Below are 24326 nucleotides of genomic sequence, written 5' to 3' on the forward strand. Positions count from 1 at the left end.
AAACCTTTTATAATTAATTATTTTATTATACTTTTTTTATAATATTATAATATTATAAAGCTATACGGTTAAAAAATTATTTTTAAAAAAACCTTGTATTATCATGCTCATTTCTTTATTATAATGAAATATGAATTTAAGCATAAGTTTATTTTTTCAATTTATTTTTCGTAATTAAATACAGACTGTTATCATTCAAATCTGCTGTCATTGTTAATTTATAATTATAATTAAAACGGAGGTATGGGTGTGGATGCTTATTGCGTAAAATGTAAAGCAAAAACTGAAGTTAAAGACGCTAAGGAAGTTACAATGAAAAACGGAAGACCGGCAATAACTGGTACATGTTCGAAATGCGGAACAAAGGTTTTTAAGATTAAATCGAAAAAATAAGAACAAATTTTTTAATCAACAACTTGATTTAAATAATCAGATATAAAATAAATTAAGTTTTTCTATTTTTTAATTAGTGCTATTTTATAAAATAGCACTAATTTTTTTCTTTTTTATTTTGACTTTGGGATAATTTTTTTAGATTATATCTAAGTATGCTAATCTTATTTTAAAATAATAATTTCTTTAGTAAAATCAGAAAAAACAAGAGGGAATATGTTAGGGATAGCATATTTGAAAGAAATTATAATATTTATACTGAGCTTTCTTTTTGGTTCAATACCTTTTTGCTATATAATCGCAAAACTTGTCAGAAAAAAGGATCTCAAAAAAATTGGAGATAAAAACCCGGGCGGATGGAATCTGGTTTTCAATGTTTCCAAATGGTGGGGTATCCTCGGAATAATGCTTGATGTTTTAAAAGGAGTCGCACCTTATCTGCTGGCACTGTATTTTACAGATTCTCTTATCGTATCAGCGACAGCAGGCTGCCTGGCTGTAGCCGGACATAACTATTCTCCTTTTTTAAAATTTAACGGCGGCAAAGGAATAGCAACTTCACTGGGTTTCTTGGTGGCTTTAAATCCTTTTTCAATACTTGCCTATGGGTTTGGCATTGTAACTGTTTTATTCACATTAAAAAGCATGATATGGGGTGTAATTTCCGCAATAATATTTGTCAGCCTGTTTTTACTGATCTTTACAGGAGAATTATTATATATATACATGGGCTTGTTTTTAATGATTATTATCGTTCCAAAATACATCAATTATTCAAAAAGTCTGAAAGAAAATCTTAGAATAAACAGAAAAACAAAGGTAAAGGATCTTTTTACACCAAAAATAAGATAGTTATTAAAACTAAGGATTTTTTATCTTAAACTCTTCAATATCTTCTTCAAAAACATCCAGCTCATTGGATTTGCTCTGAACCTGATAAGTTCTCTCTTTCCATGAAATACCGCTGCCAAGCCTGCTTTGAATAAATGAATTCATGGATACCAGTACAATAAATATCATCGATAACGGATGGATAAATACATTGAAAATACTTTGTTTGAATCTCAGGGAAATGCATATCCTTACGATGCTTATGATAGATACCTGCATTATTATAAGGGTCATTATCTCTGCAGGCCATTTATAAATAAAGATTCCAAGCGGAAGAAAAACAAAAGGCAGGAACAGAAATATGTTTGCAAGAATTAGAACCAGCGCCATTGTAACAAAGTTATAATCAAAAGCTGAAAACATGAATCTGGAAAAACCTTTCCATACCTCATGAAAGTTTTTATACATCCTGCATATAAGCGATGTGCTTCCATCAAAAATCATATAATTAAAGCCGGCTTCTTTGATTTTTTTTGAAATATGCACATCTTCAAGTATTTTACCCTTCACAGATGCATGCCCGCCAATCGCAAAATAGGCTTCCTTTTTAAAAATAAAATACTGCCCTACGCCTGTGCAGAAAAGAGGATTTCTCGATTTCCTGATTAACGCAAGAGGCATAAAAAGAAGTATTGCAAAATTTATAAAAGGTACTGACAATCTTTCAGAAAGAGATGCCATTATCTGTCTGGGAAACAGACATGCAGCATCAAGCTTGTTTGCAATAAGGCATGCAACAGCTGATCTGACAGAGGAAGTGAAATGGTGGGTGTCTGCATCAGTAAAAATAAGATAATCGCCTTTTGCATAATGTGAGAGCTGGAAGCAGGCAAAATTTTTACCCAGCCATCCCTGCGGAAGAGGTTTGCCCAAAACAAGCCTTATCCTTGAATCTTTTTTCGCCAGTCTTCTGACAATCTCTCCGGTTTTATCGGAAGAATTATCATCCAGCACTACTATTTCAGTATTTTTATAGTCCTGGTTAATAAATGATTTCAAACATCTCTCAATATTTTTCTCTTCATTTCTTGCAGGAATCAATATTGAAACCAGGGGCTCATTATCCTGTATGATGTTCAGATCTTTATAATTTCTTAAATTTCTGAACAAATAAAGATTAAACAGGAAATTTATCAGTAAGACAGTAAGAACTACAAATATTACGAATTGGTATAAATAAAATAAGTCCATTTTTTTTAAATAAAATAACTATTCTCTTATTATATAAAATTAAGGACAAATTATCTATTGCTAATATTTGTCAATCAACGAAATCGCTCTGGAAAAAAGAACTGCAGAATTTTTCAACAAATCAACTTCTTCATTATACCATAGTTTTTCTTCAATAGCCGTACTGATAAAGAGAAAACCTGTCGGATTTACAAGCGTTTTGTCCAAGCCGGCTACTATACATGATTTGACGTTTAAATCTGCAAATAGTTTCATTTCCCCGTCCTGATTGTCCGCAGACTCATCAAAATCAAATGGTTTTGTAAAAAATACATCTGTCTCCTGAAGTATATCTGATATTGGTTTTATATTGTCAGTCGGATATTTGCTGAATTTATCAATCAGGGGTTCTATCCCGTAAGCATCCCATTCATATTTTATTGAAATTGTCTCCATTCTATCATCTTTAATCATAATAAATGCCCTGTCTGCACCGGTAAAACTACCGATTTTCCCAAGAGATGTATTTATGAAAGAAATTATATTTTCATTTTTATAATCCATTTTTAAAAATTCATTGATCATTCCTGTAAAAAGTTTTTCTGCCGAGTAGCGGTAGTTTATAATGCCGAGCACTTTTTGAACATTCTCGCCAAGCTTATCGATTTCGTCATCAGTTTTATTAATATTCTTCCTGCCTGGCTGATCCTGTTCATACCTGCTGCCGGACATGAACATATTTATATCCTCATTCAATTTAGTAACCTTGGACACTATCAGCTTTTCAAAAATCAGAATGAAGACTGATATTAAAACAATAATTACTGCAATGGATGTGTATATAATAAAAATTGTAGCTTTACGGCTGATATCAAATATATTGGATTGCTGATACAAAGTCAGCAGTATGGACGGTTTTCCGGATATATCCCTGACAAGATGATATGAATGAAGGCCTCTGAGTTCATCATCCTGTCTGATTGCCAGATCATCCAGAAGAACTTCTGCCCTTATTCCATTGAAATAAGAACTTCTGGCATCATCGGCAAAAAGAGAAAAACTTAAATGGTCGGAACCATATTTTACTTTGAAGATATTTGCATTCTCTATATTCCTTCCTGCTATAAAGTATCCGCTTGGACCGGCAGAATCTTTATTTCCCATTATGGTATTAAAAGAGATTATACAGACTTCATCTCCGATATTTATGATTCCGCTGACTGCTTCAAGATTTTTTGCAGCTTCTTTTATAACATTATTATTAAAAATATCTCTTATTGTTGATTTCAAACCTGCTTTTAGCGGATAATCATAAGAATCCGCATATATTATGTCCCCTTTTAAATCAGCAATTGCAACAAAACTAAATCCGCAATTCTCATAATCAAACTCTTTAAGATTGTCATTGATGTATTTTTTGTTAGGACTGTTAATAAATGTTTTCACCCAGTCCGAAAAACTGCTGCATTTAAAAGCAAAATCCTCTATTTCAATATTTAGGGAAGTATTTATCCGCTCAATACTGTCTTCTGCAAACCTTTCTTCAATATCTCTGGAATAATTCAGAAGAACATAATAATAGTTGGCGGTAAAAAATACTGAAAGCGCAATTATAAAAGAGATTATTATTACAAAACTCTTGAATCTTAAAGACATCTTGGGTTATTTTAAGTTTTTTAATTTTATTTCATTTTTTTTCATAAAATCTTCGAGATTAATTATATATCTGTAGTGTATGCCTTCACCGATTTTGTCAGCATCATCATAAGCTTCAATACTGAATTTAAGCTTTTTATTATCTATCTCCAACAATTCTGCCTTTGCAGTGATATTCATACCTATCGGTGTTGCAGCAATGTGCTTTACTTCGATTTTTGTTCCTACTGTGGCAAAACCTTCAGGCAGCAGTTTCTCAACAGCTTCTATTGAAGCTTTCTCCATTAGACCTATCATTGCAGGGGTTGCAAAAACATTTATAGTCCCGCTTCCATATTTTAAGGCAGTGTTTTCTTCACTTACTTTAACCTGTGATTCTCCGGCAAGACCCGTTTTTAAATTAAAATTCTCCATCAATACATCTCCAATCATATATCCAGAATTTAATAAACAAAGTAATTATAAAATATAACAGAAAGTTATAATACAGGAAAGTATCAAATCTTAATATTAAATGGGATATTGTAATCTGCTAAGAATATAAGTAAGCATACAGACCGGCATAAGGTCTTTTTGAATAAGCAAATCTTTTGGATCCCTGAATATGAAACAGTTATTTTTATTTAAAAAAAGCCTTATAAAAAACAAAAACCTTCTTAAAACAGCAGTGTTTTTAAGAAAGCTCATACCTTTTGAAAATGCACAATTTTATGCATTTAATATCTAATTATTAGTGAAAACTAAAATATCACTTTTTAATGTGTTGCAAATACTATTTTAAATACACCAACAGACTCAGAATAACTTTGCAGTTTCCTCATGTGGTCTGGGAATAACATGTACAGAGAATATTTCTCCAACTCTCTTGCCAGCAGCTGCACCGGCATCAACAGCAGCTTTTACAGCCCCCACATCTCCCTCAACAATAACGGTTACATATCCTCCGCCAATGCTCTGATATTTAATTAATTTTACATTTGCTGCTTTAAGCATTGCATCTGCAGCTTCAACAACAGCAACAAAACCTTTGGTTTCAACCAATCCTATTGCTTGTATCATCTGTATTCCTTCCCAAATCTTATTTAAGATATTATTTCAGATTGCTGCTTATATTTTACTTAATTTTAAAAAAAAATCTATTTATTTTATATAGTTTTTAATTTTCCTTCATTTCCGAAGATAAAATAATCGCCCCGGATGTTTCCCTTATTGACTTTCTGTTGTTCAAGACAATGTACTAAAATTTATTTTTTATCATTATTATCAATGCGGACAATCTTTGTTTTGTAAAAAGGCATTACAATTATTATTATTGCGACAAGGCCCCATGCAATGGTAAACAAAAGATTGATTATATGATAATTAAAGCCAGCTATGATTGAAATCTCTTTGGAAAATCCAAGCAGCATAAATGCTAATGCGAAAGCTCCTTCATAGGTACCGAGACCTGCAACAGCATGAGTAGGTAGTACTGCCGATATTTCTGCTGTAACGGTTGCCAGGAAAATTACCCAGTATGAAAGGTCGCTGAAATTATGTCCAAGCGGTTTGAGAGCAGCATGTATTAGAAAATAATATGAAGTAAATTTAAGCACTCTTGTAGCTATAGACAGAAGATAAACTTTCCAGTAAATCTTCCTTGACTGTATAATTCTTATGTTTTTGTTTGTTTCAACAAGCTTGTCCAAGACAAATGAAAATACCTTATTTTTCTCAAGTCTTATAGACCTGGATTTTATGAAATTCAGTAATCTGATAAAAAGATTTATAATTTTCGGCAGGAAAAATAATATTAAAAGACTTATAGCAAGCAGGACAACTGCTATTATTATTATGGTAGTTGATGAAATTGAATATCTGTTTATGCCTACAATAATAATTGAGATTATGATAAGGCAAAAAACAATTATCATATCAAATATAAGCCCTATCATTAAGGTGGAAACACCTATTTCAACAGGAATCCTGAATTTTCTTTTTAAAACATAAACATAAGATAACTCTCCTGTTCTTGCAGGAAGCACCATGTTAAAAGCATTTCTTATAAGGGAGACCAGGAACATATCGGTAAATCTTAGACTTTCGGAGCCGACAAGTATTATCTGCCTGTATGCTTTGAAGAAATCAACTGAAAACATCAGGATAAGTCCTATAACAAGAGAAGGAACATATATATTAAGAAAAGTCGTCTTTAAATCATTTAAATTTATCTGATTTAAAAGATAATAAATCAGATAAATACCTAGCCCTGCTACTATTGTTATATTGATTACTCTGAATATAATGCTTTTTATATTTTTTTTATTCACAGAATATATCCTTTTTTTATAAATAAAAAACCTTAAATCTTTAAGTCTGATTTTTTATTATAACATGGGCAGCCATATTCCAGCCCGGATTAATGGGAAATCATATTAAAGAGAATATTTATTTTTGATATGGCAAGTTGTTTAAAAGCCTGAGTTCTGTTTTTATTTACAAAAATGCTAAAAGTCTTTACAATTTTAAAACAAAGTAAGCAATGGCGCATTCGTCTAGTGGCCTAGGACATAGCCCTCTCACGGCTAAAACAGGGGTTCGAGTCCCCTATGCGCTACCATCGTTGACTTTTTCTTAATTAATAAATTTGCAAGTTGATAAAGTGTATCTCTAGCTTCCACTATATCTTCATCACTTTGACCTTGACCTAATATTTCTTTACACCTGCTAATAGTAAACATATAACTACTTGAAAACTATTAGCGAAGGATCAGATCTTCTTGCCACCCTACGCTTTTATATTATATTTTTTATACGTTAATTATTTTCTCAACACCGCTGATTTAATAATTTACATCTTCCAAATTATTTATTATTTTCTTCATATTTATTTTTATATAAATTTATTGTCTTTTGAAATTCATCTATTATGTACATCATCTTATTTTTATATTTTTTAATTTAGCTAAATCTTCTTCAAAAGCAGGCATTACTTCATTACAGACTATATTGATTTCTTCATTTAATTGTTTTCTTGCCCAGTCAATACCTTGTATATGTCATAATAATATAATCAACTGATTTTCATTAATGCCAGAAACTTTATGGCAGATACTCTGTAGCTTTAAAAAAATTAATATTCTAATGAAATCGGAATTATATTATATGGAACTTAGCTCAATGCTTTTTAAGCAATCCATTTTTTCCTGATATTATAAATACTGGAGTAAAATAACCCAACACAGAGTATTATAAGGATAATTATGTCAAGCCAAATATATAAATGATTTGCCTTTGATATCGAATATTTTAAAATATCAACCCCGTAAGTTACCGGTAAAATATATGACAAAGGCCGAATATAAATTGGCAGTGATTCAAGCGGGATAAACAATCCACATAGAAATATCATAGGAAACCTGAAAAAATTAGAGAATGTCTGTGCCTCAAAAACCTCCTTTGCAGAAACTGCAATAGACAGTCCGAGCAGTGTTGAGACTATTGATAAAAGAATTACTGCTATAAATAATAAATACCAGTTTGCAACAGGAGATTTAAAGTATAGAACAGATATGAGTATTGGTATAAAGCTGTTGATTATTCCAAAGACAACTGCTCCGCTTATTTTGGAAAAAACAAGAAGCTCAGTTGATATTGGAGCAAGAAGCAGCCTGTCAAATGAGTGACCCCTTCTCTCGAATGTAATTGTTACTGCAAGCATTGATGTTGTTCCAAAAAGAATAGACATTGCGACAATTCCTGGGAATATTTCTTCAATTTGAAAAGCTTTTCCTGATCTGAAAAAAAACATAAGCATCCATGCAAAAGGAAAAATTATTCCCCAGCTAATATTTGGTGGTTTTAGATAATAATTTTTCATGTCTTTAAGGAGAATATTCCAAAATGCAATTGCAGACTTCATTTTTTCTCTTTCTCCTTTTTCATAGTATCTATTTCAATCCCAGTAAGTTTAACAAAGGCATCTTCAAGAGTCGGTCTTAAAAGCTTAGCCTCAAGGATATAAATGCCATTTGATGATAAAAAAGAAACAATAGAAGAAACATTTATTTTGATCTGGCTTATAATTTTAATTGTATTTTCATCTTTAAAACTACATTCAAGTTCAGGAAAATTAAGATTTATTTTTTCAAGCAAGACATTTTTGTCAATTGGATTCGGCTCAAAAAGGACCTCAATAATATTTGACTGGCTTATGTCATCAATAAACTTTTTCACTGTGTCCATTTTTATTATCTTTCCCTTATTTATAAAGGCAATCCTGTCGCAGAGCCTTTCTGCTTCTTCTATATAATGGGTTGTTAAAAAAACAGTCATTCCATCATCATTTAATTTTTTAATAAGACTTCTTATCTGCCTTGAGCTTGCAACATCAATTCCTGTTGTGGGTTCATCAAGGAATAATATCTCAGGCTCGTGAACCAGAGATGCTGCAATCGTAAGCTTTCTTTTCATACCTTTGGAGTAAGCTTTAAATCTTTTATGTGCCGCATCAGATAGCTTGAATATTTCAAGCAGTTGTCTGGCTTTAACTTCTCTATGGACCCTATTTATCCCATAAAGCGAAGCACAAAAGCAAAGGTTCTCAAAACCTGTAAGTTCCTCATAAAGATTGCTCTCATCCGGGACAACACCAATAAGCGCTTGAAATTTCTTGATTTTATCTGTTGTGTCGTTGTCCCTGTAAAATATCCTGCCGCTTGTTACTTTAGCCATACCAATAAGCATATTTATTGTTGTTGTTTTACCTGCAGCGTTAGGACCCAGAAAACCAAATATCTCACCTTTGTTAATGCTAAATTCAATACTGTCAACTGCAGTCAGGTTACCATATTTTTTTGTCAGATTTCTTACTTTGAAAATTGACTCCATATTTTTCCTATAAAACCTTTATCTATAATATTTTTGAAATATTAATCCCATATTTTTTAAAGACATCTTCTTTGACTCTGTAATGCATATTAAATCCTGCTTTCGTTCCTTCAACCATACCGGTTGCTTTTAAAATCTTAAGTTGTTGGGAAACAGCAGATTGAGTTATATTCAGCTGAAGTGCTATCATTCCAACACACAAATTTTTGCCCGAGAGAAGTAGTTTTAAAATTTTAATACGTGTAGGATCACTAAGAGCTTTGAAGAAATCTGCAGTTTTATTTATGTTTTCAGTCATTATCATTTAAGCAGTTAATTAATTACTTAAATGATAATACTTAAATTAAAGGAAATCAATTATGTGTCGGTGTTTAGGTTGTCTATTGAAATATATTGTCAATTATTGTGAGTAGATGGACAAAACAAGCATCTTAATGGCTTAACTCCGGTATGAAAATATTTTCATTTACACAAAAAAGTTTTAACTCTGTTTACTATGCCAGGCATATTTTACAATTCATTACACAGCAATATTTAGGTTAAATTCTTCTAATTTGTGGTTTAAGCCTATGACTTCTTCATAGTATTTAGTTCAAAATGTGTATACTTTCGCCAGGCACTTAGAACAATTCATATGTATTAATATATAATAATTACTACTTAAAATAAATGTAGGAATATAAAAATAATTTATTTAAAACTAAAAATTCAGATTTTTTACTCAAATTTGTAAAAATTATACCTTTTTTTATTATTAGTATTATAATTTATATTCATTTTGGAGATTATTTACTAAAAATATATCTTTAATCAGTAAGTTTCGATTTTATTTATTTGCTCTGCCATAGGCAAGCTGTATTGACAAGTTGTTAATAACTGCCTCTTTTTGGCTTTCAATCAAGCTTAAACAGGGTTTATTTTAGCGGTTTAAAGCCTACTCTCTATATAGGTTCCTATAAGGAAGATAGGATCTTGTAATTTTCTTTTTTTTAACAACTCTTGAATAATCTGGTTTAAATTTGTAAATATTGAGCTACCAGTTTTGGACTTTTCAGCAATACCAAAATACTGGCAAAATTAATGTTTGTAAGGGATTTGATTTAATAATAATATAAGAGATATGAAATTAAAAATTACAAGAAGAAAGAAATAGTGAAGTCATCGTTGCAGATGGCGGATGGACAGCATATTAAATCGTCCAGACAAATTTTAACATAACATTACCGGAAAATTTATAATTCCATGAGAGGAGAAAAATGATAAATATTGACAAAGAGAAAATGAGCTACACCTTTGATTACAACAGAAAGCCAATTCTGAAAGTTTCACAGGGAGAGAGTTTTACGCTTTCAACAGAAGACAATCTTTCAGGTCTTGTAAAATCTGAAAAAGATCTTCCTCTGCCTGAAAATCTTAAGCCTTATAGTGAAGCTGTGCCGGTGAAAAACAATCCTATAACAGGACCTGTCTATATTGAAGGCGCTCAGAAAGGTGATCTGCTGGAAATCTCAATAGAGAAAATAATTCCGAATGATTACGGAATTTCAAATATAATTCCTCAGAATGGCCTGCTCCAGAATTATCTTAAATGGCCGGAACTCAGTAAGGCATGTACAAAGATAATCAAGCATCTGCCCGGCCCAAGCGGGACAACAAGAGATGGCATAGGAGTATTCAATGACAAGCTTTCATATAAGCTGGCTCCTTTTATCGGAACCATAGGAGTTTGCCCAGAATTTGAAATACTTTCAAGTATGACCGGACAATTCCCATGCTGTGGCAACTGGGATTGCCGGGATATAAAGGAAGGCAGTAAATTATATTTAAACTGTTATCATGAGGGAGCGCTTCTTTATATAGGAGATGTCCACGCAAGTCAGGGCGATACAGAACTCACATGGTCTGCAGATGAAACAAAATCAGAAGTGACTGTAAGTTGTAAAGTAATCAAAAACAAAACGATACCTTATGCAAGAATCGAGAAAGAGGATTCGATTGTCCAGTTATTTACCGATAGTCCGATGGAAAATGCAATTGAGAATGCAATAGTCGGTTTAATGGAGTGGATTATAGAGGATTATGGCTTAAATCCCAGGGATCTTTATGTAATGCTTTCTGTTCTTCCTGAATTCAGAATTAATATATACCAGATGGTTATTCATCCCTTGTTCCAGTCTGTTGTCGGAGCTGAATTCCCAAAGAAATATCTGGTAAAATAAGTTGGTTTTTATTTTGGAAATTTTATTTTTCCAAAAAGAATTTAAAAAGCCTGGGAATTTTAGTTCCCAGGCTTTTTAATATATTTCAGCTTTATTAACCGGATTTTTTGCTTGAAAGTATCAGTACTTCTGATTTCAGGATTATTCCTTTAAAATACAAGTAACTCCGGATTTTCAGCAAGTTCAACAAATCTCTGTAAATATTTTGCAGCATCTGCGCCATCAATTATTCTGTGGTCAACTGCAAGACAGAAATCCATATATGATTTTTCAACAATGTCATCATTTTCCAGGGCAAGCTGTTTGTAAATAGTTCCCACTGTAAGTATTGCTGCCTGTGGAGGATTTATTACCGCTGTGAAATTTTTTACACCAAACATGCCAAGATTACTTATTGTAAAAGTACCATTGCTTATTTCTTCAAGAGATAGTTTGGATTGTTTTGCTTTCTCAACAAGTTCTTTTCTCTTTCTTGCTATGTCCAGAAGACCCAGTTTGTCAGTATTGAAAATTGTGGGCACAATAAGGCCGTCTTCAAGAGCAACAGCCAGGCCTACATTGATATCATCATAAACTAACACATTGTCATTCTGTAAAGATGAATTTATATTGATAAATTCTCTCAGAGTATTAGCTGCAATTTTAACTATTAAATCTGTTATTGTCAGGTCGGCATTCAGACTTCTGGCTTTATCTTTCAGTCTTTCCCTTAAAGCAATCATATTATCAACACATGCAACAGATGTAAGGATGATATGAGGCATTGTTGCTTTGGATTGCACCATTCTCTCTGCAATAACCTTTCGCATTCCCTTTAAAGGTGTACTGCTTTTGATATTTATCTGACCAGGAGCAGCTGTGGTAGGCTGAACAGGTTTGTCTTCCTTCGCTGCCGGTTTGTTTTCAGCTGCAGCAATAATATCTTCTTTTACTATTCTTCCGCCCGGGCCTGTACCTTTGACAGTTGACAGGTCAACACCTTTTTCTTCAGCAAGTCTTCTGGCAAGAGGACTTATTTTTACCTGTGTCTGCGGCGCATCGCTGCTGCCGGTCTGTACTGACTGTTTTGCAGCTTCTTCTTTTACAGCTGCTGCACCCGGGGACTCTTTTACATCTGCAGGGGCGCTTGCTGCTGCCGGCGCTACAGGAATTTCTTCATCTGCTTCTCCTATATATGCAATAACTTCAAGCACAGGAACATCTTCTCCTTCCTGTCTTACAATTTTCCTTAATATACCAGCATTTGATGCTTCTACTTCCATGGAAACCTTGTCTGTCATTATCTCAAGGAGAATATCTCCTACTTCTACTTTATCTCCTTCTTTTTTTAACCATTTCTCTATCTGGCCTGTTTCCATCAGTACCCCGATTTTAGGCATAATTACTTCAAACATTTATATCTCCTTAATAATTGTACTTAATAACTTGGGACTAAAAATCTAAGATTACTTAACGTTAAGCTTCTTTCTGCCTTCTACATAATCTTCAATGAATTTCATTGAACCAAGAAATTCATTGGCTGTGTACTGGAAAGAAGGCTGGTCTACAAAATCATCATCTTTGATTCCGTTCTCATCATAACCTTCAATAAAATAAGGAATCTTTAGAAGCTTGTCCATTATATCCTTGGGAACCGGCTCCTGCCATGTATTCGTTACATCTTTTTCCCGGTAAAGTTTATTGAAATCCGCAATCATTTCAGGATTAATGGTAAATACCATATTTGCACCGGCTATCTTTTCAATATGATAAACAACATCAGGTGTAGGACCAACTCTGCTTGAACAAAGAAGAAGTTTTGAGCTGTAGCCGTTTGCAGGGTCATTTAAAAGCGCAAGAGCTTTTTTGGCTATTGCTATTCCTGACCATCTTTTCAGTTCAGCAGTAAGTTCAATGCCTACAGATTTTGCGCTTTCCGCAAACTGTTCCCTGTCTTCAAATCTTGCAAGCATTATGGTAATAACTGAACGCCATTTTTTGTAATCCACACCTTTGCTTTTACCAAGCTCAAGACCTGCCTTAACTGCTTTTGCAACAGCTATTGCCTGAGGAACATTAAACACAAGCGTTGAGTTTGTAGGTATTCCAAGCGATGTCAGTATCTGTATGGCAAATATACCTTCCTTTGAACCAGGACATTTTATCATGATATTGTCGCCAAGTTTTTTAAGTTCAAGAGCCTGTCGGAGCATCTCACGAGTATTTGTTATAAGATTCGGATCAACCTGGGCGCTTACATATCCTTTTTTGTAACCGGATTTTTCAAAAAGCGGCATGTACAGTTTTGTTCCCTGCTCTGTTATTGCCTTGTACACTTCCCATGCAATTTCATTTGTTGTTCTGGCAGGATTATCCTTTATAAGCTTGTCTACTGTAGGATTTACTTCATCGGATATAAGATTAAGTACATTGCTCGTAAGTCTTGGATTAGTTGTAACACCATCAAACACTGTGTTTTCAGGATTATCGGCATTAAATAATGCATCAAGTTGTGCTTTTAAAGTGCTTTTATAGCTGTCATCTTCAGCATTAACCATTTTTTCCGCCCATGATTTATAGATAAGCGGTGATGAATCCCACCATACTTCCATATTATCAGAAGTAGCTGATAACCTTTCTATGGCGCATTTTTTATAATCTTGCATAATCTCTCCAAACTATAATTTGTTAATATTTATTTAAAAAAACTAAATAAAATTCTGCTTCACTTTTAAAAACATATTATTCTGTTTTTAAATTATTTAACTTTCCAGGCTATATGATCCTTAACAAATCCCATAACCTGGAAAGTCTTCTATAAATTCCAAATATATTGTAAATAATTAAAATGTCTTTAATAAAAATTACTGCTAATTCTTACCCAAAACTTTTAATATTCCATCTTTTATTTTGGCTACACTAGGTATCATTTCCTGTTCCAGTATATAGCTGTAAGGAACCGGACAGTTTTTTCCGGCAACACGAAGCGGAGGAGCGTCAAGATAATCAAAACCTTTTTCAATCGCCTGGGTTATAACTTCACCCATAAAGCTTCCAAAACTGCATGCTTCCTCAACGCATAATAGTTTTCCGGTTTTTTCAATAGATGCCATAACTGTATCCATATCAAGCGGCCTTATTGTTCTTAAATCGACAACTTCACAGTCAATTCCTTCTTTTGCAAGTTCTTCTGCTGCTTCAAGGGATTTCTGAACCATATAGGACGAAGCAACGATTGTTATATCATTACCCTGTCTTTTCACTTCAGCTTTGCCAAGAGGAACTGTATAAATACCTTCAGGAACTTCCTGAGCATATTTTTTATTTTTATAAAGTACTTTGTGTTCCAGGAATACTACGGGATTATCGTCACGGACTGAAGAAATAAGCAGACCTTTTGCATCGTAAGGCGTAGCAGGCATAACTACTTTCAAACCCGGTACATGTGCAAATATTGCTTCAAGACTTTGTGAGTGATGAGGTCCGAATCCTGCTCCTCCACATGATGCTGTTCTTAAAACCATCGGCACTTTTGCTTTACCGCCAAACATATATCTGATTTTTGCAGCCTGATTATAAAGCTGATCCATTCCACAGCCAATAAAATCAGAAAACATTATTTCAAGTATCGGTCTCATACCGGTTACAGCAGCGCCGACACTGGCGCCTATTATAGCTGCCTCAGAAATTGGTGTATCTCTTACTCTTTCTTCCCCAAATTCTGCAAAAAGTCCGTTTGTAAGGCTAAAAGAGCCGCCGTATAAACCAATATCTTCACCCATAAGGAAAACCGTTTTATCTTCCTTCATTACTTCTCGAATACCGTCTCTTATCGCTTCTAGGTAGGTTAGTTCACTCATTATAATTCTCCTTTTATCTAAAATTTAAAAAATAATAATTATTGTTAATCAGCATAAACATCTGTTTCAACCTCGCTAAGATCAGGATAAGGACTGGCTTCCGCGAAAGCTGCTGCTGCTTTAATATCCGCTATTGCTTTATCTTCAACTTTCTTAGCTTCTTCTTCGGAAATAATTCCGGATTCTATTAAATATTCTCTGTATCTTACGATAGGATCGTATTCTTTCCACTGCTCAACTTCTTCTTTTGTTCTGTAAATCTGAGAATCATGTTTTGAATGTCCTCTCAGACGATAAGTCAGACCTTCAATAAGTACAGGTCCCTTGCCTTCTCTGCAGAGTTCTGCAAAATGGTAGACAGTATTGTAAACATCTACTATGTTGTTGCCGTCTATAGTTACTCCTGTTACCCCGTAAGCAGCTTTTTTGTCTGAAATTCTTTTTAATCTTGTAGATTTGGCAATAGGTGTAGACATACCGTACTGGTTGTTTTCGCAATAAAATATAAGGGGCAGATCCCACACTGCTGCAAGGTTGATAGTTTCATGGAATATGCCATTGCTGGTTGAGCCATCACCGATAAAGCATATTACAACCCCATCATTCTTTTGTAATTTGTTTGTCAAAGCGGCTCCAGCTGCTACTCCCATTCCGCCACCCACAATGCCATTGGCGCCCAGGTTGTAGGTATCCATATCAGCAATATGCATCGAACCGCCTTTTCCTTTGCAGTATCCATTACCCTTGCCTATGAGTTCTGCCATCATAAGCTTTAAATCAGCTTCTTTTGCTATGCAGTGACCGTGTCCTCTGTGATGTGAAACTATCCAGTCATTTTTTCTTATTGCGTTCATTGCTCCGACTGCATTCGCCTCTTCGCCTATGTAGAGGTGGCAGGTTCCATAGATCTGGCCCTTTAATATATACTGTTCAACTTCCATCTCGAAATATCTTATATCAAACATTCTTTTAAGCATTTCGATTTTCTGTTCTTTTCCCAGATCCTTGAATTTATTAGCTATTTTGTACTCTTTGAGATCTGTAAGTTTGTCCTTGATAATTGTGCATTCTCTTACTGTGCATTCTTTCAACTTAATATCCTCCTCTTATAATAATATTTAAAATTATTAAATATCTGATAAACATATTAACGCCTTATCACACTAACTTCGATAACAATATACATAATATTTATATTCTAATCAATAAAAAAATTAACTTTCTGAAAGTATTTCCCGAAGCTCTGCTACCTTGTCAAAAACTTCCTTTAAGGGACCGTTCAGTATCTCTTCGCGTTTTCTGTAAACCTTGTTATAAAGCTCACTATTGGCTTTAATGGGTTTATATGTATTTTTAACTTTTACCCATTCCCTTATAGTAGTTTTGATGTCAGGAATATCACCAGCACCAAAAGCAGCCAGCACAACATTTCCTATTCCTGCGCCCTCGCTTCTTTGAAGAGTTATATAGTTGCTGTTAAGAATATCAGCTTTCATCTGATTCCATAAATCGCTCTTGCTTCCGCCACCGATAACAGTAGTATCTTTTATATCAATACCGATTTCTCTGCATACATTTACCCATGACAGATATTCAAAAGCAATGGATTCCATGATGGATCTGTAAAGATTGCCTAATCCGTTTCCTCCTGAAAGTCCCAGCCATGAAGCGCTTGCATTAGGCCATATCGGATTTGACCTTCCCTGAAGAAACGGGAAGAATAATACGGCATTGGAACCCATGGGGATATTCTCTATAACTTTATTCATTTTATCGTATGAATCGTCTCTGCCTTTTTCCCTTAATATCTCGTCTCTGAACCATCTCAGGCTCAGGCCTCCTGCAGGAATAAAGCCCCAGTATGTATATTGATTATCCAGCGTACTGAATGCTGTATTTAACATTCCCGTGGCAGAAATATGTGTTGAAAATATTCCTGACAAAACTGTAAATATTGCAGCTGTACCAGCAACATCTGAGCATGAGCCATCATCAATAACTCCGGAACCAAGATTTGACTGCATGATATCGCCACTCCCGGCAATCAGTGGTATTCCTTCAACAAGACCTGTTTTTTCAGCTTCTTTTTTGCTAAGAGTACCGACTACTTCCCATGGTCTGACCACTTTGGGCAGTATTTCATACGGTATTCCTATTTCTTTAATCTGTTTTTCAGACCAGTTCTTTTTCCGGGCATCAAAACCCACAATCCAGCCTGACAAATGGCCCCAGTCAATAAAAGCATCTTTGGCTTTAAGTCCGCCAAGCTTTCCAAGCACATACTGCGCAGCAGAAACCGTTTTCTTTATTCTTCCGAAGACATCTTTCTGTTTATTCATGAACCATTTCAGAACTATGGGAGGCATATATGCTGATACTTCCGGATTTCCTGCTTCCTGCGCCCATATAGGTTCTGCATTTTTCTGTATATAATCTGCTTCTTCAGTTGCCCTGCCATCAAGAAACGGTACATACGGTCCTACAGGATTCCAGTTATCGTCTATTGGAACAAGTCCGCAGATTATCCCGCTACATGATATGCCTTTTACATTTTTGGAATCAATCTGGCTTTTTTTCATACATTCAGCAATGCCGTCTGTAACAACATTGTAAAACTGGTCCGGATCCATTTCTGCCCATCCCGGCTTTGGGTATTTTATTTCATGTTCCCTATATGCTTCGGCCATTAAAATACCATCTATCGAATAGATAGCGATTTTTGTACCCATTGTTCCATTATCGAAACCAATATAATATTTATTCATCGTCATCTCCTGAAATATAAATTTAAATAAACTTTAATTAATTCCTGATGTTAAATAATCAGCCGAATTAAAAACTCTTTATTTTTTTAACTAATCCAGTTTGGTAAGTCTTTTCTTCCTCTGTGAAATCATATTTGTTATCGAGTCAAAGGAAATCGCTGCTACCACCACTATACCGCTGACAGCTGTCTGCAGATAGGGAGATACACCAAACAAAACGATGATATTCTGTATAACGATAATAATGGCTACACCTATTATTGCACCCAGCGGATTTCCAATTCCTCCTACCAGTGAAATACCACCGATAACGCCTGCTGCAATTGAGTTAAGAGCCCATTCAGAACCGATACTTGGCTGGGCTGTTCCAAGCCTTGCTATCATGATAAGACCTGCAAGCGCATAAAGCATGCCTGCAAATGAAAATGCAAATATCCTGACTGGTGTCACGGGAAGACCAAGGATTCTGGCTGTTTCCCTGTTGTTTCCGATAGCATACATATACCTGCCAAGCCTGGTTAGTTTTACTATGAATAATACAATTACAAGCACCACCAGCATAATGACAAACGGCATAGGCAAAGGCCCAAGACTCCCCTTCCCGAGAAAATAAATTGACTCAGGAATATTAAGAACTGCCTGGCCTTTTGTTATGGTAAGGTTGACTCCGTTAAGTATGCCGACCATACCGATAGTTACCACAAGTGAATTAAGCCGCAGCCCGGTTACCAGAGCTCCGTTTATGAAGCCTATAAAAGCTCCAAGGATAAGGATTAAAACAAAAATAACAAACGGGTTAAAATTTGTCCTTACCATGAATATACCTGCAATAACTCCACAGAGCGCTGATGTTGTCCCGACTGTCAGGTCTATTTCTCCCAGAAGCAGAATACAGGCCTGCCCGAGAGCTACAATGCCAAGAAACGCAAATTCCCTTGCTTGAGATCTGATATTGTAGGCAGTCATGAAATAAGGAGAGAAAATAGATGCTATTATGATAAGAAAAAGAAATACAAGAAAGATATTTGTCATCTTGTTTTTTCTTATCGCATTAAAAAACGATTTAGCTTTTGAAGATTCTCCCATAATTAATACTTCTCCTTTTATCTATAATTAATTTTTGCTTAAACCAAGAATGGAATGCATGATATCTTTAATCCCTATTTTGCTTGTCTCAAATTCTTCTACTTTTCTGCCCTTATAGATAGTTATTATCCTGTTTGCGCATTTCACAAGTTCTTCAAGCTCGGAAGAGATTACAATTATTGAAACGCCCTTATCGGCAAGCTTCTTCATAAGCTTGTATATTTCCAGCTTGGCGCCCACATCAATACCTTTGGTGGGTTCATCAAAAATAATGATTTTCGGTTTGCCAATCATTGAGCGGCCTATAATTACTTTCTGCTGATTGCCGCCGCTTAAAAATTGTATTTCCTTATTGAGCGAGGGAGTTTTTATGTCATAGTCTTTCACAACTCCGTTTGCAATTGTTGTTTCTTTTTTAGCTGCAAAGGTAAATTCACCTATTATTTGTTTCAGCAAGGGTAGTGTTATATTCTCCTTTACACTTAAAATAGAAAAAATTCCCTGCGTCCTTCTTTCTTCAGGAAGGTATACGATACCGTTCTTTACCGATTTGCTGACATTGCCAAGCTTGTATCTTTTGCCATAAAGACTCACATTTCCTTTTGCTGCAGAAAGATAACCGTATATAGTCTGAGCTATCTCGGAACGTCCGGCCCCTACAAGGCCTGCAAAACCAAGTATCTCACCTTTTTTCAGTTTAAAACTTATATCTGCAAATCTTTCACCAGACAGGTTTTCAACTTCCAGAACTATTTCATCGGATATTTTTTCAGGATAAAATGTCATTGAAAGATCAATATTACGGCCGGTCATCTGCTGCATTACTTCCGGTATGTTTGTATCTTTTATTTTTGAATAAGCTACTTTTTCTCCGTTGCTTAAAACAGTTATCTCATCCCCGATTGTAAATATTTCTTCTATTTTGTGAGAAACAAATATAACTGCCTTATTGTCTGCTTTTAATTCATGAATTACTTTAAATAATCTTTCGATATCCTGCAGGCCAAGACTTGTGGTGGGTTCATCAAGCATAACTATTTCCGATTCCCTAAATACTATGGCTCGTGCAATCTGGAGAAGCTGCTGTTCTGAAACGGAGATATCTTCAACAATATCGCTGGGTTTTGCAGTTATATGAAATTTTTCAAGAAAAGGAACAGCTTTTTTATTTAATTCCCTATTGTTTACAAAAATGCTTTTTGAACCGGATTTTCCAAAAGGCATGAACAGGTTTTCCGCAACAGTCATGCTCCTGAAAAGGTCGAGTTCCTGGGGAACATAAGCAACTTTCTGATACATTCTTTTATCTTTTACAGCATCTACGCCATCAATATAGACTTTTCCTTCATCAGGAACACGCAAACCTGTTAATACTCTTGCTATCGTACTTTTTCCGGCACCATTTTCGCCCATAAGACAATGAACTTTGCCTTTTTCAAAACTAATACTTACATTTTTTAAGGCAACTACGCCGGGGTATACCTTAGTTATATTTTCCAGCACCAATATTTTTTGGTTTTCCATCTTAAAATCTTTCTTTGTAAATTTGTTAATTTACTTTTTGCCAATAAACATATTATAAAAATATGCTTGCTTATATAACTTTTATTCTATAATCGATAATTTTTCAATAAATTATTTAATTTCTTTTTTCAATCAAAAACAATAACTTAAAACTTTAAAACTCTTTGAAGTTGGGACTCCATAAGGTAGCCCCAACTTCAGTATATTCATTTTTTATTATTTATATATATCAGTGATTTAAATAATCACGATATGTTGTCTCTTATGTATTTTTAAAATCCAATACTTACAGAATACATGTCAGAGACTTATAAATAACTATCCGGTTGTTGCAAATCTGCCAAGGTATTCATCAACATTGGTCTTGTCTATGTATTTAACGCCCATGTCAACTTCCTTTGGAATTGGAACGCCAAGATAGTTCATGTAATGAAGCATTACAGAATAGCTGCCCTGCATATCAGGATAGAGATATACTGTTGATTCAAGAACGCCTTCTTTTACAAGATCAAGAATTGATGTCATTTCACCCATACCAACACACTGGATTTCTCCAACTTTACCTGCTTCCTTTATAGCCTGGCCAACACCAACAGGACCGGCAGCGTCACAAACCAGGTATCCAACCAGATCCGGGTTAGCAGCTATAGTAGCAGCTGCCTGCTGTCTGGCTGTCTCCATATCATCATTGTCAACTCCACCTTCGATAAGTTGTACATTTGGATATAGCTTGGGAACTAATTCTTTAAACAGATCATATCTCTGTTTGTGGCTTGGAGCTGTAGGGAAACCCTGCATTACAGCAACTTTTCCTTTGCCGCCTATTACATCCATCAGCCTTGTCATTTCAGCATTAACTATATCAACGTCTGTTGAAGTAACTGATGTCCAGTCATCAAATGCAGCCAAGTCAAATAAAGTAACCAGGATGCCTTGTGCCTGGATTTCTTCAAATACCTGTGCGCTGCCATCTACGTCCAATGGATCGATGATGATACCGTCAACCTGCTTAGCTGCAGCATTCTGAAGAATCATGTTCTGCTCAGCAACGTCTGCTGATGCAGGAGCGATGTATTCTACTGTTACCTTTGTATTGGTATTTTCAGTAAGAAGATTAGCCATTTCCTGAGCACCTATGTTAACGATGTCAAACCATGGGTGCACTACTTTAGGAACAAGCGCTAATTTTAATTCTCCACCTGCTACAGGTGCTGCTGTTGTTTCAGCTGCTTCTCCGGCTGCTGCTGTTTCTGATGCTGCCCCGGCTGCTGCTGTTGTTTCTGATGCTGCTGTTGTTTTGCAACCTACTCCAATGAATCCCATTGTAGCTACTATACATACAGCAATAAAGGCTACGATTAGTTTTTTCATTATACCTCCCTTTATTTAATAAACTTATAGATTACTTATTGCTTTTTTAATAAAAAACAAAAACGGGCAATTAAAAAATTAATAGCAGAATTCACCTCCTAATGCCTGAAAGCCCTTTTATTAAAAGAAACCATGAAAGATTAAAAATCATTTTAATAAAAATAATGCAAAACACTCTGATATCAAAACACATATTCAAATTTTCAATAAAACAATTCACTGCGCCGGTTATAGCGAGGCTTCAACATAGAAGCTGAATACTGCTCCATTCCATAAATCTTCTTCATACTCTATGCTTGAGAAATCTTCGGAATACAGTGTTCCCTCTATTTTTATAACCGGATCGAATTTCTTGCAATTCAAAAGTTTTGCATTATTTTCATCCAGAAAAGATAACTGTAAAATCTGCTTGGAATGTACAATTTTTATTTTATAAGATTCATATATCTCATACAGGGAATCATTAAGATCCAGATTCTCTATACCGGGACAATATTTTATATTTATATACCTTGTATCTATCAGCAGGGGAATTTCATTTCCATACTTGACTCGTTTTATTTTTAACAGCTTATCTCCTTTTGAAAGATTAAGCTTTTTATGATACTTGGTAAAATTGCTTATTATTTCTTTTTCAATGAGCTTTGATGTCGGCTTTAGCGACTGCTTCTTGACGTTTTCGGAAAAACTAATAACTTTTTTAAGGCTTCTTAAAATTTTTGTCTGAAGAATGAATGAACCTTTTCCCTGAATGCTTTCTATCAGATTCTCTCTTTTTAAAACATCAAGCGACTTACGGGCAGTTGTTGAAGAAACATTATATTTGTTCATTATATCTTTTTCCGAATATATTTTTTCCCCGTATTTCAGTACACCAGATTCAATATCTTTTTTAATATCCTCTGATATTTTAATATATTTTGGAAGATAGTCTTTTACAATATCATCATACATATTTTATTAAGTTAGTGCGTTAACATGTGATAACAATAAGTTAGTCTTAGAATTTACCTGATTATTAATGAAATGTCAATGCATTATGAATATTTTTTGAATAAGCCTCGGTAAAATATGTTTTGAGGTTTAAGTTAGACATTTTGAAGATTTAAGTTAAACGTGATATTTTATGACAATCTCTTTTTTCTTCTCTCAATCAGCTCATTAAACACTCTGACGGTCTCTTTTATGCTGTTGTTCCATGAAAATACTTCTTCTACCCTGTTCCTGTTTTGTTCTCCCATTTTTCTGGCCTTTTCAATATTATTCAAAGCCCATAGCATTTTCTCTGCCAGATTTTCGACCTTATCATCTGCCGCATATATTCCGTTTTCACCCAGGAATCTCCTGTTGTTTTTAGAATCAAAACATACTACAGGAAGTCCGGCACCCATGTAATTGATAACCTTTCCGCTTGCCTCGCCGGCCTTATCTATTTTTGGTTCTACCGCAATATCGCTTATGTTGAGATAGTCAGGCAGTTTAAAATAGTCAACCATTCCTGTCATATGAACATTCTCAGAGATTCCCATTTCTTCTATCTTTTTTTTGGTTTCTTCCACGGGATAACCAATAATTAAAAAGTGGACGTCTTTTCTTTCTTTTAAAACAATAGGCATAGCTTCCACAAGATTCCATATCCCTTTTGCAGCAAGCAGCGCTCCGGTAAAAATAATAACAGGCGAGTCCTCAGAAATGCCCAGATTCTGCCTCAGGTCCTTTGGTGGGATAGCATTAAAAAAATCCGTGTGCACGCCGTCTATTACAACACTTACCCTGGCAGGATCAATCTTGAATCTTTCTTTTATGATATCTCCGTTTGAAACGGAGCTGCAAATGAAATGATCCGGCATTCTGCAAATAAATTTTTCAAAATTATGGAAAAACCATTTTAGAGGTTTTGTTTTTAACCAGTTAAAAGTTCCGAGTTCTGAAGTAAGACTTCCCTGCACATCAAAAACAAGCGGTATCTTCCCAAAAGCAACCAGATATTTTAAAAGACCGCCTACAAAAGCACCTTCATGAAGATGTCCGTAGATAATATCCGGCTTTTCCCTGAGATATATTGATACTGCCTTGAAAAACAACAGGAAATCCATGTAAAACTTGTGTATTGATGGACCGGCCTCAAGTTTCTTATACCAGGGTATTCTTATCATTCTCCTGATATCAAGGCCTTCAAGGTCTCTGCCATTATGATAAGTGCAGATAATATTATAAAAACCATTGTTTTTAAGCGAGTTAACCTCACCCAGAATCCGCATATGACATCCGCGGTCAGCAAAAAAAGGAGTGGGAACTATATTGAGGACTTTCTTTGTTTTTTCTTTATTATCATTCATAAAAAAACATTATTTATTAAAACACTTTAAAAGACAAATTTAAATCAGACTATTATTTAAAATAAGCAGAAATAATAATAAATATCCGCCGTGATTATTTTACTTGTTTTATTTTAAAAAAGAAGTGCAATATAAAAGAAATTCAATATATATAAATATAAAAACCCCGGATAATTCTTTTCCCCTCCGAGGTTTTTATATAAT

21 protein-coding genes and 1 tRNA gene are annotated in these 24326 nt (G+C 34.5%); 4 read left to right on the forward strand and 18 right to left on the reverse strand.

The genetic code is table 11. The features are described 5' to 3' along the window. Positions 1-249: 249 nt before the first annotated feature. Together GXZ93_06190 and GXZ93_06195 are read left to right on the forward strand one after the other, a co-directional pair. Positions 250-393, forward strand: a complete 144-nt coding sequence (locus tag GXZ93_06190; GenBank protein ID HHT79362.1) for a hypothetical protein — start codon at positions 250-252, stop codon at positions 391-393. A gap of 216 nt (positions 394-609) precedes the next feature. Beyond that, a complete protein-coding gene (locus GXZ93_06195; GenBank protein HHT79363.1) occupies positions 610-1245 on the forward strand; it encodes a glycerol-3-phosphate acyltransferase in 636 nt (211 codons plus the stop codon). Between the two features lie 9 nt (positions 1246-1254). Here GXZ93_06195 and GXZ93_06200 read toward each other — a convergent pair whose 3' ends face one another. The 5 genes from GXZ93_06200 to GXZ93_06220 all read right to left on the reverse strand — a co-directional run bounded on the left by GXZ93_06200 (position 1255) and on the right by GXZ93_06220 (position 6419). Further along, entirely contained in the window at positions 1255-2394 is a 1140-nt protein-coding gene (locus GXZ93_06200) for a glycosyltransferase (GenBank protein HHT79364.1), read from the reverse strand. A 141-nt stretch (positions 2395-2535) separates the two neighbouring features. Further along, positions 2536-4110 carry a hypothetical protein gene (locus GXZ93_06205; protein ID HHT79365.1) on the reverse strand — a complete coding sequence of 525 codons (1575 nt, stop codon included), beginning with the start codon at positions 4108-4110 and terminating at the stop codon, positions 2536-2538. A 6-nt stretch (positions 4111-4116) separates the two neighbouring features. Then, positions 4117-4524 (reverse strand): thioesterase family protein, encoded by a 408-nt coding sequence (locus tag GXZ93_06210; protein ID HHT79366.1) that lies wholly within the window; start codon positions 4522-4524, stop codon positions 4117-4119. A 381-nt stretch (positions 4525-4905) separates the two neighbouring features. After that, the gene (locus GXZ93_06215; protein ID HHT79367.1) at positions 4906-5169 is read right to left on the reverse strand and encodes a BMC domain-containing protein; all 264 of its coding nucleotides are present in this window, start codon (positions 5167-5169) and stop codon (positions 4906-4908) included. A gap of 185 nt (positions 5170-5354) precedes the next feature. Continuing rightward, positions 5355-6419 (reverse strand): flippase-like domain-containing protein, encoded by a 1065-nt coding sequence (locus GXZ93_06220; protein HHT79368.1) that lies wholly within the window; start codon positions 6417-6419, stop codon positions 5355-5357. Positions 6420-6633: 214 nt separating this feature from the next. Here GXZ93_06220 and GXZ93_06225 point away from each other — a divergent pair. After that, positions 6634-6709: transfer RNA gene (locus tag GXZ93_06225), tRNA-Glu, on the forward strand. Positions 6710-7276: 567 nt separating this feature from the next. Here the strand turns inward: GXZ93_06225 and GXZ93_06230 are convergent. The 3 genes from GXZ93_06230 to GXZ93_06240 are packed head-to-tail and all read right to left on the reverse strand — an operon-like array spanning position 7277 to position 9277. After that, entirely contained in the window at positions 7277-8011 is a 735-nt protein-coding gene (locus GXZ93_06230) for an ABC transporter permease (protein HHT79369.1), read from the reverse strand. Further along, positions 8008-8979, reverse strand: a complete 972-nt coding sequence (locus GXZ93_06235; protein ID HHT79370.1) for an ATP-binding cassette domain-containing protein — start codon at positions 8977-8979, stop codon at positions 8008-8010. Before GXZ93_06235 ends, GXZ93_06230 begins: the two co-directional genes overlap by 4 nt. Positions 8980-9001: 22 nt before the next feature. Further along, complete coding sequence (locus GXZ93_06240) at positions 9002-9277, reverse strand: helix-turn-helix transcriptional regulator (protein ID HHT79371.1); 276 nt, start codon at positions 9275-9277, stop codon at positions 9002-9004. A gap of 958 nt (positions 9278-10235) precedes the next feature. Here GXZ93_06240 and GXZ93_06245 point away from each other — a divergent pair. Beyond that, a complete protein-coding gene (locus GXZ93_06245; protein HHT79372.1) occupies positions 10236-11198 on the forward strand; it encodes a hypothetical protein in 963 nt (320 codons plus the stop codon). Positions 11199-11347: 149 nt separating this feature from the next. Here GXZ93_06245 and GXZ93_06250 read toward each other — a convergent pair whose 3' ends face one another. The 10 genes from GXZ93_06250 to GXZ93_06295 all read right to left on the reverse strand — a co-directional run bounded on the left by GXZ93_06250 (position 11348) and on the right by GXZ93_06295 (position 24122). After that, entirely contained in the window at positions 11348-12592 is a 1245-nt protein-coding gene (locus GXZ93_06250) for a 2-oxo acid dehydrogenase subunit E2 (GenBank protein HHT79373.1), read from the reverse strand. 51 nt (positions 12593-12643) lie between these two features. Next, the gene (locus GXZ93_06255) at positions 12644-13843 is read right to left on the reverse strand and encodes a transaldolase (protein ID HHT79374.1); all 1200 of its coding nucleotides are present in this window, start codon (positions 13841-13843) and stop codon (positions 12644-12646) included. A gap of 204 nt (positions 13844-14047) precedes the next feature. After that, positions 14048-15037, reverse strand: a complete 990-nt coding sequence (locus GXZ93_06260; GenBank protein HHT79375.1) for an alpha-ketoacid dehydrogenase subunit beta — start codon at positions 15035-15037, stop codon at positions 14048-14050. Between the two features lie 44 nt (positions 15038-15081). Further along, on the reverse strand, positions 15082-16014 hold the full coding sequence (locus GXZ93_06265) for a thiamine pyrophosphate-dependent dehydrogenase E1 component subunit alpha (GenBank protein HHT79376.1): 933 nt from the start codon (positions 16012-16014) through the stop codon (positions 15082-15084). A gap of 237 nt (positions 16015-16251) precedes the next feature. Then, positions 16252-17802, reverse strand: a complete 1551-nt coding sequence (locus GXZ93_06270) for a carbohydrate kinase (GenBank protein ID HHT79377.1) — start codon at positions 17800-17802, stop codon at positions 16252-16254. A gap of 90 nt (positions 17803-17892) precedes the next feature. Then, positions 17893-18888, reverse strand: coding sequence for an ABC transporter permease (locus GXZ93_06275; GenBank protein ID HHT79378.1), 996 nt, complete (start codon positions 18886-18888; stop codon positions 17893-17895). Between the two features lie 27 nt (positions 18889-18915). After that, positions 18916-20412 carry a sugar ABC transporter ATP-binding protein gene (locus tag GXZ93_06280; protein ID HHT79379.1) on the reverse strand — a complete coding sequence of 499 codons (1497 nt, stop codon included), beginning with the start codon at positions 20410-20412 and terminating at the stop codon, positions 18916-18918. Positions 20413-20730: 318 nt separating this feature from the next. Then, on the reverse strand, positions 20731-21783 hold the full coding sequence (locus GXZ93_06285; protein HHT79380.1) for a sugar ABC transporter substrate-binding protein: 1053 nt from the start codon (positions 21781-21783) through the stop codon (positions 20731-20733). A 228-nt stretch (positions 21784-22011) separates the two neighbouring features. Continuing rightward, a complete protein-coding gene (locus tag GXZ93_06290) occupies positions 22012-22737 on the reverse strand; it encodes a GntR family transcriptional regulator (GenBank protein ID HHT79381.1) in 726 nt (241 codons plus the stop codon). A gap of 170 nt (positions 22738-22907) precedes the next feature. Further along, positions 22908-24122 (reverse strand): glycosyltransferase family 4 protein, encoded by a 1215-nt coding sequence (locus GXZ93_06295; GenBank protein ID HHT79382.1) that lies wholly within the window; start codon positions 24120-24122, stop codon positions 22908-22910. Between the last annotated feature and the right edge of the window lie 204 nt (positions 24123-24326).

The organism is Actinomycetota bacterium (assembly GCA_012837825.1).
In the GTDB taxonomy this organism is placed as follows: domain Bacteria; phylum Actinomycetota; class Humimicrobiia; order Humimicrobiales; family Humimicrobiaceae; genus Humimicrobium.